Below are 13,438 nucleotides of genomic sequence, written 5' to 3' on the forward strand. Positions count from 1 at the left end.
CTTCCTACCCTTCCAACCAGAGGATTTCATGACCGACCTGAACAAACGTTCGATGCTGAAAGTCGCGGCCCTGACCGCCGTGGCCGCTGCCGCCCTCGTGGGCTGCGGCAAGAAAGAGGCCGCTGCCCCGGCCGCGGCCCCCGCCGCATCGGCTGCCAAGCCCGAGCCGCTGAAGATCGCGTTTGCCTACGTCGGCCCGGTGGGCGATGGCGGCTGGACCTTCGCCCATGACAACGCCCGCAAGGCTGTCGAGAAGGAATTCGGCGACAAGGTCGCCACCAGCTTTGTGGAGAAGGTCGCCGAGTCGGCCGACGCCGAGCGCAACTTCCGTGAACTGGTCTCCCAGGGCAACAAGCTGATCTTCGGCACCACCTTCGGTTACATGGAGCCCATGCTCAAGGTGGCCGCCGACCACAAGGACGTGAAGTTCGAGCACGCCACCGGCTTCAAGCAAGCCGAGAACATGCGTACCTACGACAGCCGCACCTACGAAGGCGCCTACATGGCCGGCGTGATCGCCGGCAAGATGACCAAGACCAATGTGCTGGGCGTGGTCGGATCCATCCCAATCCCCGAGGTGGTTCGCAACATCAACAGCTTCACGCTCGGCGCTCAGTCGGTGAACCCCAAGATCAAGACCAAGGTGGTCTGGGTCGGCGAGTGGTTCAACATCCCCAAGGAAGGTGAAGCCGCCACCGCCCTGATCAACGGTGGTGCCGACGTGCTGATGCAAAACACCGATTCGTCCGCCGTGTTGCAGACCGCCGAGAAGATGGGCAAGCGCGCCTTCGGCTGGGACTCCGACATGAGCAGCTACGGCCCCAAGGCCCACCTGGGTTCGGCCATCATCAACTGGGCGCCGTACTACATCAAGACCACCCGTGAGGCCCTCGAGGGCAAGTGGACTGGTAACAGCGGCATCTGGTGGGGCGTGAAGGAAGGCGCGATCGACATGGTCTCGGTTGCCGCCGACGTGCCGGAAGACACCAAAAAGCGCATCGAGGAAATCAAGGCCGGCCTGAAGGACGGCACCTTCTCGATCTGGAAGGGCCCGATCGTCGGTCAGGACGGCAAGACCGTCCTCGCCAAGGACACCGTCGCCGACGACAAGTTCATGAGCGGCATCATGTTCTACGTCAAGGGCGTCGAGGGCAAGGTGCCCAGCGGCAAGAAGTAATTCTTCTTTCCCGCAATGAAAAGGCCGCCCTCGGGCGGCCTTTTTCGTTGGCGGCAGGTGACTGCTTCAGGGTGCCGGGCCCGGGCGGTGCGAGGGTCACCCGGGCCCCGGGCCCCGGGCGCAGGTTCAGGGCTTCGGTGCGCTCGCCCCGTCCCGCTGTTTGGCAAGAAGGTCAAGGGCGACGTCCACGATCATGTCTTCCTGCCCGCCCACCATGCGCCGCTTACCCAGCTCGACGAGGATATCGACCGTTTTGAGGTCGTATTTTTTCGCCGCGGCTTCGGCATGGCGCAGGAAGCTGGAGTAAACCCCCGCATAGCCCAGCGCCAGCGTCTCGCGGTCCACGCGCACCGGCCGGTCTTGCAGCGGCCGCACGATGTCGTCTGCGGCGTCCATCAGCGTCATGAGGTCACAGCCGTGGTTCCAACCCAGGCGCGCCGCCGCCGCAATGAAGACCTCCAGCGGGGCATTGCCCGCCCCCGCGCCCATGCCGGCGAGACTGGCGTCGACCCGGTCGCAGCCTTCTTCCACCGCGACGATGCTGTTGGCCACGCCCAGACTCAGGTTGTGGTGCGCGTGCATGCCGGTCTCGGTCTCGGGCTTGAGCACGTCTTTGAAGGCTCGGAACCGCTCGCGCACATCGTTCATGGACAGTGCGCCGCCCGAGTCGACCACGTAGCAGCAGGTGGCGCCGTAGCTTTCCATGAGCTTGGCTTGTTGGGCCAGCCCTTGCGGCGTGTTCATGTGGCTCATCATCAAGAAGCCGACCGCCTCCATCCCCAGGTGGCGTGCGTACTCGATGTGCTGCTTGGAAATGTCGGCCTCGGTGCAGTGGGTGGCCACCCGCACGATGCGGGCGCCTGCCTGGTAGGCCGCCTTCAGGTCGTGGACGGTGCCGATGCCAGGCAGCAGCAGCGTGGCGATCTTGGCGTGCTTGACTTCACTGGCGACCGCCTCGATCCACTCGAGGTCGGTGTGGGCACCGAAGCCGTAGTTGAAGCTGCCGCCCTGCAGGCCGTCACCATGGGCCACCTCGATCGAGTCGACCCGGGCGTCGTCCAGTGCGCGCGCGATCTGCCGCGCCTGGCCCACGGTGTATTGATGGCGAATGGCGTGGCTGCCATCGCGCAGTGTCACGTCGGAGATGTAGACCTTTTTTCCGTTCATCGTCAACTCCTCACACAGGGGCAGTGCCACGCAGCATGCGGGCGGCCATACGCTCTGCGGTTTGCAGGGCGGCACTGGTCATGATGTCCAGATTGCCGGCGTAAGCGGGCAGGTAGTGGGCGGCGCCCTCCACCTCCAGGAAGATGGACGTCTTGATGCCCGACAGACGCTCGCCAACCCCGGGGATTTTCAGATCGGCCACCCGGTCGAACTGCACCTTCTGCTTGAGGCGGTAGCCAGGGACATAGCTCTGAACGGCCGTGGCCATTTCCTCGACGGACCGGGCAATGTCGTCCTCGTTGGCTGTCTCGCTCAGGGTGTAGACGGTGTCGCGCATGATGAGCGGCGGTTCGGCCGGATTGAGCACGATGATGGCCTTGCCTTTGGTGGCGCCGCCGAGGGTCTCGATAGCGCGCGAGGTGGTTTCAGTGAACTCGTCGATGTTGGCGCGCGTGCCCGGACCCGCGCTCTTGCTGGAGATGCTGGCCACGATCTCGCCGTAATGCACCTTGGCGACGCGGTTGACGGCGGCCACCATCGGAATCGTGGCCTGCCCGCCGCAGGTCACCATGTTCACATTGGGCGCGTCCAGGTGCGCGTTTCCGTTCACGACCGGAATGCAGTAGGGCCCGATGGCCGCTGGTGTGAGGTCGATCATGCGGATGCCGGGCTTCACCTGGCGCAGCAGGGCATCGTTTTTCACGTGCGCGGCGGCGCTGGTCGCGTCGAAGACGATGTCGATGTCTTTGAAAATCGGCAGTTGAAGGAGCCCCTCCACCCCGCCGGCGGTGGTGGCCACGCCCAAGCGCTCGGCGCGCGCTAGACCGTCGGAAGTTGGGTCGATGCCGACCATGGCCGCTATCTCGAGATTTGCGCCATGGCGCAAGATCTTGATCATCAAGTCGGTGCCGATGTTGCCGCTCCCGACGATCGCGGCTTTGAGTTTTTTCATGCGTGCCTCCTCAGGCCATGCGGCAAGAGACATTGCCGAGCGCGCCAATGTGCGCGGTGACCAGGTCGCCGGCGGTGACAGGAACCATCGGCCCCAGGGCGCCAGAGAGGATCACCTGTCCGGCGCGAAGGGTGCTGCCGCGTGCGGCCATCGTGCGCGCCAGCCAGTAAGCGGCCCGCAGGGGGTGGCCCAGGCAAGCGGCGCCAGTGCCGATTGACACGGTCTCACCGTTCTTGTCCATCTGCATCCCGATCTCGCCCAGCGCCAGTTGGCCGATCGACACGGGCTGGTCGCCCAGCACGTACAGGCCGCTCGAGGCGTTGTCGGCGACGGTGTCGACCAGGGTGATTTTCCAGTCGGTGATGACGCTGTCCACCACTTCAATGGCGGGCAAGGCATACGCGAGGCACGCCAAAAACTCCGCATAGGTCGGCGTGCCTTCGGGCAGGTCACGCGCCATCACGAAAGCGACCTCGGCCTCCACCTTCGGCTGGATAAGCCTTGCCATCGGGATGGACTGGCCGCTGAGGAACTCCATGTCGTCAAAAAGAATCCCGAAGTCCGGCTGGTCAACCCCGAGTTGTTGCTGCACGGCGCGCGACGTCAGTCCGACCTTCATGCCCACGATCCGGGCGCCCTGCTCGAGGCGGACGCGGGTATTGATCTCCGCCACCGCGTAGGCGGCGTCTATTCCTGCGATGCCGTGACTTTCCGAGATCCGGCCGATGGTGTGGCGGCTTTGGCGCGCATTCAACAAGGCGCTTGCTGCCGCAATGTGATGGGTGTCGAGGCTCATGTGTCTCCTTCGGTTTTTGTGTGTGGCCTGCCAGCAGGCTTATTCGTCGAGGCTTGTGCGCGCCAGCCAGCGCAAGGCGTTGTCTTGGCGCAAAAGGCGGGTGGTGGCCTCGTCCAGCGACAGGTCTTCGATTCGCTTGGCGGGCTCTTTGTCGAGGATGGCAAAGGGGTAGTCGGTGCCAGCCATCACCTGCCCTTCGCCGTAGGTCGCCAGCAGGAACTGGATGGTTTGCCGGTCGTACACCAGGTCATCGACGAATAGCTTGCGGGCCATGTCGCGTGGCGACATGTTCATCAGCTTGCGCACCGGGGGCATCTGGGTCCAGGCATGCTGCAGGCGCGGCAGCATCATGGGCAGCGCGCCGCCGCCGTGGCTGAAGGCGATTCGCAAGCCGGGGTGCCGCGCCATGAGCCCCGAGGTCAGGAGCGACGTGGCCGAGAGACCAACCTCCCCGGGAAACGCCACCACCTGTTCGAGCCCGTCACCGACCAGCCGGTCCATGCCCGCCGGCCGCAACGCGTGCACGAAGATGGCCGCGCCCAGAGATTCGGCCGCTGCGAAGAAGGGCTGGAAATCGGGGTGCCCTAGGGGCTTGCCGTTGACGTTTGTTCCGAGTTCAACGCCTGCCAGTCCCAGGTCGCCCACCGCGCGCTCGAGTTCACGAATCGCCAAGTCGACATCTTGCAGGGGCACCGCGCCCAGGCAGGTCAGTTGCTTGCGGTGACGCGCTTGCAGGCTTGCCAACTCCTCATTCATGAAGCGCGTGAGCATCAGCGCGTCTTCGGCGGCGAGCCAGTAGGACAGCAGCTCCGGCATCGGGCTGACCACCTGGTGCGTCACGCCCATCTGCGCCATTTCCTTGGCGCGCTTGTCCGGGTCCCACGAGGTGTCGGGCACCGTGCGGTACACCTTCCCCTCGATCATCACGTGGCGGTCGCAGGCGTGACTGGCCGGCGCCATCGAGGGCCAGGCGACGCCTTTGCGAGCCCCGACATAGGCCGGGAACTGCTCCGGGATCCAGTGGGTGTGGACGTCGATCAGGCCGCAGCAGTGGTTCATGGGCTAGGTTCGATGGGTTGAGTGGCGATCCAGATCGTGCCATTGCGCACCTGGGCCGGGTAGCTGCGGATCGCCTTGGTGCATGGGGTAGACACCGGCTTGCCGGTGCGCACGTCGAAGCTGCCCAGGTGCAGGCCGCATTCGATCAGATGCCCCTCCAGGGATCCCTCGTCGCAGAGCGAAGATGATCCGTGGCTGCACTTGTCGTCTGTTGCGAAGACCTCTTCGCCCCGGATACGGTAGATGGCGATGCGAGTGCCGTCGGGCAAGCTGGTGCTGCCGATGGCGCCCTCTTCAATGTCTTCAAGCGGGCAAGCTGCCAGGTCGGGTGCGGTGGCCTGTGCGGCGGGAGGCGGCGGTGGGGGAAGCGTTGAAGGCACCTGCGCCAAAGGCGCTGAAGGTGCCAGTGCGGCCGGCCCATCGGACGGCGTCACGGTGACTGGCACCGGCTCAGCCGGCCCCTCCGGGGTGTGGTTCGGTGGCGATCGCAGCTCGGTCAAAGAGGCAAACGCCTCCGGCGTCATGCTTTGCCCGGCGTCGAGGATCCGGCGCAGCAGGTTGAAATCCTGCGGTGCGTTGATGGCTGCTACGCCCACCAGCCTTCCGGCCGACCACTGGCCGACCACGAGGCCAGTGGCCGGGTCGCCCCGGCGAACCTCCTGGTCCCCCTGTGGGAGGCCTGCGCATTGCAGCCGCAGGCTGCCTTGATCTGACCAGAACCAGGGGGCCGCAGCGCCGGTCACCACGCGGGGCGCGCCGTTGGTCCCGCCGCACAGTTGGCGGGCCAGGGCCTGCGCTTGCCCCCGCGCATTCGACCAGGTCTCGATGCGCTCGAACCGACCGCTGATCGGATTGCGTTGGCGCGTCACATCGCCAATGGCGTACACATCGGGTTGGGTGGTCCTGAAGTTTGCGTCGACGAAGATCCCGTCGTCTGTGGCAATGCCTGCGGCATGCGCGAGGTCGTCGTTGGCGACAACGCCGATCCCGACCACGACGACATCAGCTTCAACCCGGCGCCCGTCTGCCAGTTCGACCCCACCGCGGTGGATGGCTTTCACCTGGGCGCCGAGCAGCACCTGCGCGCCGCTGGCGCGGTGGTGCCCCAGCAAAACCTCGGCGATGGTCGCCGGCACAGTCCGCGCCATCAGGCGTGGAGCGGCTTCCAGCACGGTGACGCGGGCGCCGAGTTGCCCGGCGGAGGCGGCCAGCTCCAGACCAATGGGGCCGCCCCCAATGACGGCCAGCTTCAATCCGTCGCGCAGCTTGGCCCGAATGGCCCGCGCATCATCCAAGGTGCGCAGGAAATGCACTGGCGCTTGGGGGTCGCTGCCCGCCAAGGGCCTTGGCCTCGCGCCGGTTGCCAGCACCAGGCAGTCCCAGGGCAGTTGGCGCCCGTCACTCAGCGCCAGCGCGCGGCGATCGGTGTCGATGGCCACAGCCTTGCAGCCTGAGATGACCTGCACCCCTGCAAGCCCGTCGGCCTGCAGCATCAGGGTCGACTCGTCCCCGCGCTGGAATTCCTTGGAAAGGGGAGGGCGGTCATAGGGCGCGTGATGCTCCTCGCCCAACAGCGTCACCGAGCCTGCATAGCCGAGGCTGGCAAGCGAGCGGGCCAGGGTGTGGCCGGCCAAGCCACTCCCCACGATCACAAGGGCGGGTGAAGCGGACATCCTCAGACGACGCTGTATTCTGCGAACACCTTGTTCGAGTTGAAGATATGGGTTTCGGTGAAGGAGCTCCACTTCAGCGGTGCCTTCAGCTCCTGCATGGCGCCCAGCAGGGGACACCAATTGAGCAGTTCCTGTTGGCCCGCCGCCTCAAAATCTTCAGTGGACTGGCTGTGCCAATAGCCGTAGTCCGCCTCGTTGAGCGCTTTGAACAAGGCACGGTCAGCCGGGGTGTCTGGCCGCATGTGGAAGGTGCGGTCGCACAAGAAGGCATGCGACCAGCTCGAAGAGGCGACCATCGCCACGCGCCAGGGTGAATCGCGCAGGACGCGCGCCGTCGCGGCGCCCATGTCCATGCAACGAGCCGGTGACGGCCCCGGCGGATCAAGGTCCAGCTCGGCGTTCATGTTCGACAGGAAGCCGCGCGCCGAAATGACCTTGCGCCCGTAGCAATTGATCGGCATGGCGAGGGTCGGGTAGTCCCAGCCCATGCGGTCGTAATCGAGGTAGAGGATGGCGTTGGTGAACGCGTGCGCCAGGCTTTCGTGGTGCAGCGGCTTGTACGCATAGGCGACGTCGAAGTTCTGCTCGAGCAAGCCTGTGGTGAGGTGCTTGCCGATGTCCCGGCGTCCCTTGAGGCGGTACATCTTGTCCGGGCCTTCGCCCCAGGCGTTGGGCTTGCCGGTCATCATCGACGAACTCTGCGCGTGGCGCCATGGGTACAAGTCCATGTCGTCATAGGCGCAGACCGTGAACGGAGGAATGATGTCCTCCTTGAAATTCTCGTACTGGTCGTCGCCCCAGATCAGCACCACGTCCGGATTGAAGTCGTCAATCGCCCGGCGCACGCGGCGGAACTGCTCCACCAGCGCGGCGCGATGGCGTCCTGCCGCAGCGGTGCCTTGGTCATCGCCCCATTCTTCACGCATGGCAGCGGGCCAGTTCTCAGGGGACTTCAATGCGTCCGAGATGCCTGGGTCCTTCAGCGTGAGCCGCAGGATGCCACTCATCATTTCATCGGGGGTGCACAGGGGGGGGTAATGGGACAAGCCCACGCCGAGGATTTCTGCCATATCTGTCTCCGAATCTGCGAGGGATCAGTTGATCACTTCAGACGTCTCGTGATGCGCTTTTGTCCGCGCCTTCTTGCGCGAAGCAGCGGCTGCCGCTTCGTTTTCTTGTTCCTGCGCGCGTGCGATGGAAGTCGTCAATTGGGTCAGGAGGGTGACCAGGTGCAGGCGCTCCTGGCGGGTGAGTCCCGCCATCAGGCGCTCGAGCCTTTTCCAGTGCGCTGGAAGATTCGCCTTCAGGAAGGTCTCTCCCTCCGGCGTCAGCACGGCCAGCAGCGATCGCTGGTCTGATGCGTTGAGCTCGCGGCGGATCAATCCCTTTTCGGCCAAGGTGTTGATGTTGCCGGACAGGTTGTTGGGTTTGACCACCAGCATGCCAGCCAGCGCGCCCATCGTGGTGGGCTGTCGCGTCCGTTGCAAGGTGGTGAGGATGTTGAACTGCAGCGGCGACAGACCCATGGTTCCGACCTCGTCGGCCTGGTCGCGGTCGAGGGTGGCGAAAGTGCGGTAAACCGCCAGAAGCACCCACAGCGCCGACCCATCGAGCGCCTTGTCCAGTGCCGCGCTCACGGCCACCTGATCGCTCAGGGGAAGGACTGGCAACGCTGCTCCGGCACGGGCGTTCTTTGGTTTGCGTGGTTGCATGGAGATTCGAATATTTCGATATCTGAACAATTTTTATTATGACAGCCTGCGTCCGATTTCGAGCCATTCCGACCTAGGGTTTTCCATCATTCACTGGACAATGTGTATCTTGAATAGTTCAAAAAATGAAATGGGATGCTAGACTTTATCAGTGCCGGCAAACCAAGCCGAGCAAGCCGAGCGGGCTCAATTCAAAACTTTGAGGAGACATGCATGAAACGTCGTGAAGTACTCGGTCACCTGGTCGGCGCAGCCGCCACAGCAGGGGTCGCAATGCCAGCCTGGGCGCAGGAGTACCCGGTGCGCCCCATCAAGATCATCGTGCCCTACGCGCCCGGAGGCTCACCCGACACGGTGGTCCGAATCCTTTCGCAGCCGCTGGCGGCGGTCTTGGGCCAGCCCGTTGTGGTTGAAAACATTGCAGGCTCGAGCGGCGTGGCCGCGATCGAGCAACTCAAGCGCTCGGCGCCCGATGGCTACACGCTGATCGACTGCGATGCAGGCCACTGGGCGGTCAACCTCTTTACCAAGAAGCAGCTTTCCTACAACTTCGAGAAAGACTTGGCGCCGGTTTCCATTCTTTCCACATCTGCACTGTTCTTGACGGTGCACGAGTCCTTCCCGGCCACGAACCTGCAGGAAATGGTCGCCGCCGTCAAAGCCAAGCCGGGCTTTTACAGCTACGGCTCGTCCGGCATTGGCAGCCTGCATCACCTGACCATGGAAGCCTTCAAGGCGGGCCTGGGCCTGGACATCCTGCACGTCCCGTTCAAGGGTACGGGCCAGTCGGTGCCGGCACTGGCGGCGGGGCAGGTCTCGATGGCTGTCGCGGCATTCAATTCCGTCGGGCAATTCGCCAAGACGGGTCGGGTGCGCGTGCTGGCAGCCAATACGCGTGAACGCGCCAGCATCCTGAGCGAGTACCCCCCGATGGGTGACGCCGGCTTGCGCGACTTCCACTTCCCCGGCGAGAACGCCCTGTTCGCACCGGCGGGTACGCCCAAGCCGGTCATTGACAAGCTGTCGGCGGCCATTGCCCGCGTGGTTCGCGATCCGGCGACCATCAGCAGACTGCATGCCGCGGGTGTGGAGCCCCCGGCCGCTGCAACGCCTGCCGCACTGGCTGAGACCATCCGGCGCGACGTCCCGCGCTACCAGGCCGCTGTGAAAGCATCGAGGATCGAGGCGGAATGAGTCAGTGCCAGAACGAGCCTTGCGCAACGGAGTCGCCCGTCGTCTGGCACCGCCCATCCCCCTCCAATGAGGCCATTGCCTCCTTGGTGCAAGACGGCAGGGTTCACTCGCGCATCTATACCGACCAGGCGATCTTCGACCTGGAGATGGAGCGCATCTTCCACAGGTCGTGGATCTATATCGGTCACGAAAGTGAAGTTCCGCGTGCCGGCGACTTCCAGGCGCGTCGGATGGGCCGCACGCCCGTGCTGATGGTCCGCGGCAGGGACGCGCAGGTGCGTGTGCTGATCAACCGCTGCCGGCATCGCGGCGCCACCGTGGTGGAGACTGAATCCGGCAACACCAAGATGCTCCGGTGCTGGTACCACGGTTGGGTCTATGACCTGACCGGCGCGCTGCGCGAGGTGACCGAGCCGGGCGGCTACGGTCCCGACTTCAAGCCCGAGGAGATGGGCCTGACCCAGGTGCCCCGGGTGGCGTCCCACCGCGGATTCTTGTTCGCCAGCCTGCAGCCGGAGGGTGAGACGCTGGCCGAGTTTCTGGGCGGCGCCGCGTCTCAGTTCGACATGCTGGTGGATGCGTCTCCAACGGGCGAAATCTTCCTGGATGCGGGCTTCAACAAGACCGAGTACCTGGGCAACTGGAAGCTCGTCGGCATGGACGGCTACCACCCCAACTTCGTGCACGCCTCGGTGGTGGCGGGTTGGGCGCGAAACTCGGAGTCAGGCATTGGGTCGATGCATCGTGAAGACCCCTTCAGCGACGCAGCGCTTACGCTCACCCGCGACTATGGTCACGGCCATGCGATGCTCGACTTCCGCGCCCAGCGCCTCAAGAGCTACAGCAAGCACGCCGCCTTTCTTGCCAAAGTCCCGGGCGGCGAGAAGTATGTCGAGGACATGCACAAGGCCTACGGAAAGGACCGAGCCGAGATACTGATCAGCCTTTCTGGCGACCCGCACCTCGGCTTGTTTCCCAATCTGCAGTTGATTGGCAATCAGGTGCGCATCATCGTCCCGATCGCTCCGGGCGTGACCCAGGTTCTGATGTCGATGGTGCGGTTCGGTGGCGTGAGCGACGAAATCAATACCATGCGTGTTCGTCAGCACGAGTCCTTCTATGGACCAGCCGGCTCGGGCTCACCGGACGACGCCGAGATCTTCGAGCGGGTGCAGCGCGGCATGCAGGCCGAGTTCAACCCCTGGATCGAAATTTCACGGGGCATGCATCGGGAGTACATCGATACCGATGGCAGCGTGGTGGGACGGATCACTGACGAAGTGCCGCAGCGAGGCCAGATGAAATACTGGCTTCAACTCATGACAAATGGCGCGGCATGACGCTGGAGACCAACGTGACAGACGCTTCAAACGGTCTGAGTGAATGGATCACCTATCGGGAGGTGGAGCTATTCCTTTTCAAGGAAGCCGAGCTCGCAGACACCCACCAGTTCCAGGCCTGGTTCTCGCTCTTCACCCAGGACCTTCTTTATTGGGTGCCTTGCAACAACGATGATGCCGAGATCGGCAAGCAGATTGCGCTGATCAACGACAACCGTGCCGAACTGGATGAGCGCCTGTTCCGTCTGGGGACCAAGCATGCGCATGCGCAGTCTCCTAGGTCGCGCCTCTCGCGTATCGTGAGCAATATCGTGCTCGCCGACGACTATCGCCGTGAAACCGGCGGTCAGGTGACCTCGCGTGTGCTTGTCACCGAGGTGCGAAACGGCAAAACCGAGCATTGGGCCGGGAGGGTCACCCATCTTCTGGTGCGCCAGGACGGTGTGCTGCGAATGCGCGAAAAGCGCGTGTACCTCGCAGCAAACGACCAAGTGCTCCCCAACCTCACCTTCATCATTTAATCCGTCATCGGAAAAAGGCAAACGCATGTCCACGAGCGATCCCGAAATCGGCAAGAGCGTGATGGCCGCCGGCCTCAAGACCAACTACCTCGAGGCCGGTGAGGGCGATCCTGTGATCCTGATCCACGGCTCCGGCCCGGGCGTCACTGCTTACGCCAACTGGCGATTGACCATTCCGGTCCTGGCGCAGAAGTTCCGGGTGCTCGCGCCGGATATCGCCGGCTTCGGCTACACCGAGCGCAAGCCCGACCAGCAGTACAACCTTGATTTCTGGGTGCGTCACTTGACCGAGTGGATGGACGCGGTCGGTGTCAAGAAGGCGCGGTTCGTCGGCAACTCCTTCGGCGGCGCGCTAACGGTCGCCATCGCCTCGCGCTACCCTGAGCGGGTGGAGAGCTTTGTGCTGATGGGAGCGGCCGGCGTGGAGTTTGAAGTGACTCCCGCGCTGGACGCTGTCTGGGGCTATGAGCCGTCCATCGAGAACATGCGCAAGATCGTGATGTCTTTTGCCTATGACACGGGCATGATGACCGACGATCTGGTTCGCTCGCGTTACGAAGCCAGCGTCCGCCCCGGCTATCAGGAGTCGTTCTCCCGGATGTTCGCTGTGCCCCGGCAACGCCACGTCAAGGCACTGGCCACGCCCGAGGATGACATCCGCAAGATCCAGCAGCGCGCACTGATCATCCATGGTCGGGACGACGCCGTGGTTCCGCCGGCCAACAGCCTGAAGTTCCACTCCCTTTTGAAGAACTCCGACCTGCACATGTTTGGCAAGTGCGGCCATTGGACGCAGATCGAGCGCAAAGACGACTTCACCAGGCTCGTCCTGGAATTCTTTGGCGCCTGAGCCCGCCGTGTCCCGCAGCCAGCTGCCCGTGGTTGGGGTGATGATCGGAGACCCCGCTGGGATCGGCCCCGAGGTCTGCGTGCGCGCAGCAGCCAGCCCCGAACTGAAATCTCAATGCCGCTTGGTGCTGATTGGCGACCGCGCCATTCTTGAGCGGGCGGCGGATATCTGCGGCATCGCCCTGAATCTGGTGTCGGTGACCGATCCGCAAGACGCCCTCGAGGGAGATGCCGTTGGCGTGCTGGATCCGGGCACCTTCGATCCGGCCAGCAATCGCTTCGGTGTCGCATCGGCGCAGGCCGGTGAGGCGGTCCTCGAATGGTTGCGGCTTGGCGAGCGGCTGGGCCGGGAAGGCAAGCTGCAGGGCTTCGTGCTCGGGCCGATGGAAACCGCTTCCATGAAGGCGACTGGCAAGGTCCACGACATGGACGACCTCCAGCCTGCCGGGACATTCATGCTTCGAATGAGCGGCAACTTGCGCGCCGTTCCACTCAGCGAGCACGTCCCCTTGTCCAAGGCGATCGAGCTCGTCACGCCCGAGCGCGTTGAGCATGTGGTCCGCCTCGTTGACCGCACACTCAAAAGCTGGGGTTTCAAGCAGCCCCGGATCGCCGTGGCCGGAATCAACCCCCACGCGATGTTCCCGGAAGATCAAGACAAGATCGGGCCGGCCGTTGCCGCCGCCTGTGCCGACGGCATTGATGTTCAGGGCCCTCTGGTTCCGGACACGGTGTTTCGGCAGACCCTCGAAGGTCGGCATGACGTAGTGGTGACCATGTTCCACGACCAGGGGCAGATCCCGATCAAGACGGCAGCCTTCGAAGGCGCTTGCACCGTGTATGTCGGCTTGCCATTTGTGATGCTCAATGTGCCGCACGGCACGGCGTATGACATTGCTGGCCAGGGCGTGGCGCAGCACCAGAGCATGCTGTCTGCCATTCGCACGGCCGCCAGCCTGGCTGCCGGCAGGCCTATCGCCGCCTGAGTCCACCGAGAT

At 64.0% G+C, this 13,438-nt stretch carries 13 protein-coding genes; 6 read left to right on the forward strand and 7 right to left on the reverse strand.

What is annotated here, in order from left to right:
* Window positions 1-28 precede the first annotated feature (28 nt).
* A complete protein-coding gene (locus QE494_RS06845) occupies window positions 29-1,177 on the forward strand; it encodes a BMP family ABC transporter substrate-binding protein (RefSeq protein ID WP_300042164.1) in 1,149 nt (382 codons plus the stop codon).
* A gap of 126 nt (window positions 1,178-1,303) precedes the next feature.
* Here the strand turns inward: QE494_RS06845 and dmpG are convergent, their stop codons facing one another.
* Genes dmpG through QE494_RS06880 form a run of 7 tightly spaced genes read right to left on the reverse strand, consistent with a single transcriptional unit; the run spans window position 1,304 to window position 8,536 of the window.
* Entirely contained in the window at window positions 1,304-2,344 is a 1,041-nt protein-coding gene (gene dmpG / locus QE494_RS06850; RefSeq protein ID WP_300042165.1) for a 4-hydroxy-2-oxovalerate aldolase, read from the reverse strand.
* Between the two features lie 10 nt (window positions 2,345-2,354).
* Window positions 2,355-3,296 (reverse strand): acetaldehyde dehydrogenase (acetylating), encoded by a 942-nt coding sequence (locus QE494_RS06855; RefSeq protein WP_300042166.1) that lies wholly within the window; start codon window positions 3,294-3,296, stop codon window positions 2,355-2,357.
* 10 nt (window positions 3,297-3,306) lie between these two features.
* A complete protein-coding gene (locus tag QE494_RS06860) occupies window positions 3,307-4,092 on the reverse strand; it encodes a 2-keto-4-pentenoate hydratase (RefSeq protein ID WP_300042167.1) in 786 nt (261 codons plus the stop codon).
* Window positions 4,093-4,131: 39 nt separating this feature from the next.
* Entirely contained in the window at window positions 4,132-5,151 is a 1,020-nt protein-coding gene (locus QE494_RS06865) for an amidohydrolase family protein (protein ID WP_300042168.1), read from the reverse strand.
* Window positions 5,148-6,824, reverse strand: a complete 1,677-nt coding sequence (locus QE494_RS06870; protein WP_300042169.1) for an FAD-dependent oxidoreductase — start codon at window positions 6,822-6,824, stop codon at window positions 5,148-5,150. The genes QE494_RS06865 and QE494_RS06870 overlap by 4 nt, the downstream gene beginning before the upstream one ends.
* A 2-nt stretch (window positions 6,825-6,826) precedes the next feature.
* Window positions 6,827-7,894, reverse strand: coding sequence for a hypothetical protein (locus tag QE494_RS06875; RefSeq protein WP_300042170.1), 1,068 nt, complete (start codon window positions 7,892-7,894; stop codon window positions 6,827-6,829).
* 24 nt (window positions 7,895-7,918) lie between these two features.
* Window positions 7,919-8,536: a MarR family winged helix-turn-helix transcriptional regulator gene (locus tag QE494_RS06880; protein ID WP_300042171.1), complete on the reverse strand. Its 618-nt coding sequence runs from the start codon at window positions 8,534-8,536 to the stop codon at window positions 7,919-7,921.
* Between the two features lie 213 nt (window positions 8,537-8,749).
* Here QE494_RS06880 and QE494_RS06885 point away from each other — a divergent pair, with 213 nt between their 5' ends.
* From QE494_RS06885 to QE494_RS06905, 5 genes are read left to right on the forward strand one after another with little or no spacing between them, the layout of a single operon-like run.
* A complete protein-coding gene (locus QE494_RS06885; RefSeq protein WP_300042172.1) occupies window positions 8,750-9,730 on the forward strand; it encodes a tripartite tricarboxylate transporter substrate binding protein in 981 nt (326 codons plus the stop codon).
* Window positions 9,727-11,070, forward strand: coding sequence for an aromatic ring-hydroxylating dioxygenase subunit alpha (locus QE494_RS06890; protein WP_300042173.1), 1,344 nt, complete (start codon window positions 9,727-9,729; stop codon window positions 11,068-11,070). Before QE494_RS06885 ends, QE494_RS06890 begins: the two co-directional genes overlap by 4 nt.
* Window positions 11,067-11,591, forward strand: a complete 525-nt coding sequence (locus tag QE494_RS06895; protein WP_300042174.1) for an aromatic-ring-hydroxylating dioxygenase subunit beta — start codon at window positions 11,067-11,069, stop codon at window positions 11,589-11,591. Before QE494_RS06890 ends, QE494_RS06895 begins: the two co-directional genes overlap by 4 nt.
* Window positions 11,592-11,616: 25 nt before the next feature.
* Complete coding sequence (locus QE494_RS06900; RefSeq protein ID WP_300042175.1) at window positions 11,617-12,441, forward strand: alpha/beta fold hydrolase; 825 nt, start codon at window positions 11,617-11,619, stop codon at window positions 12,439-12,441.
* A 7-nt stretch (window positions 12,442-12,448) separates the two neighbouring features.
* Complete coding sequence (locus QE494_RS06905; protein ID WP_300042176.1) at window positions 12,449-13,426, forward strand: PdxA family protein; 978 nt, start codon at window positions 12,449-12,451, stop codon at window positions 13,424-13,426.
* Window positions 13,427-13,438: the final 12 nt, after the last annotated feature.

Origin of the sequence: Ramlibacter sp. (assembly GCF_029866045.1) — a bacterium.
In the GTDB taxonomy this organism is placed as follows: domain Bacteria; phylum Pseudomonadota; class Gammaproteobacteria; order Burkholderiales; family Burkholderiaceae_C; genus Ramlibacter.

Coding starts and splice junctions, on each gene's coding strand:
- QE494_RS06845 (WP_300042164.1), top strand. CDS start 29: ATGACCGACCTGAACAAACGTTCGATGCTGAAAGTCGCGGCCCTGACC.
- dmpG (WP_300042165.1), bottom strand. CDS start 2,344: ATGAACGGAAAAAAGGTCTACATCTCCGACGTGACACTGCGCGATGGC.
- QE494_RS06855 (WP_300042166.1), bottom strand. CDS start 3,296: ATGAAAAAACTCAAAGCCGCGATCGTCGGGAGCGGCAACATCGGCACC.
- QE494_RS06860 (WP_300042167.1), bottom strand. CDS start 4,092: ATGAGCCTCGACACCCATCACATTGCGGCAGCAAGCGCCTTGTTGAAT.
- QE494_RS06865 (WP_300042168.1), bottom strand. CDS start 5,151: ATGAACCACTGCTGCGGCCTGATCGACGTCCACACCCACTGGATCCCG.
- QE494_RS06870 (WP_300042169.1), bottom strand. CDS start 6,824: ATGTCCGCTTCACCCGCCCTTGTGATCGTGGGGAGTGGCTTGGCCGGC.
- QE494_RS06875 (WP_300042170.1), bottom strand. CDS start 7,894: ATGGCAGAAATCCTCGGCGTGGGCTTGTCCCATTACCCCCCCCTGTGC.
- QE494_RS06880 (WP_300042171.1), bottom strand. CDS start 8,536: ATGCAACCACGCAAACCAAAGAACGCCCGTGCCGGAGCAGCGTTGCCA.
- QE494_RS06885 (WP_300042172.1), top strand. CDS start 8,750: ATGAAACGTCGTGAAGTACTCGGTCACCTGGTCGGCGCAGCCGCCACA.
- QE494_RS06890 (WP_300042173.1), top strand. CDS start 9,727: ATGAGTCAGTGCCAGAACGAGCCTTGCGCAACGGAGTCGCCCGTCGTC.
- QE494_RS06895 (WP_300042174.1), top strand. CDS start 11,067: ATGACGCTGGAGACCAACGTGACAGACGCTTCAAACGGTCTGAGTGAA.
- QE494_RS06900 (WP_300042175.1), top strand. CDS start 11,617: ATGTCCACGAGCGATCCCGAAATCGGCAAGAGCGTGATGGCCGCCGGC.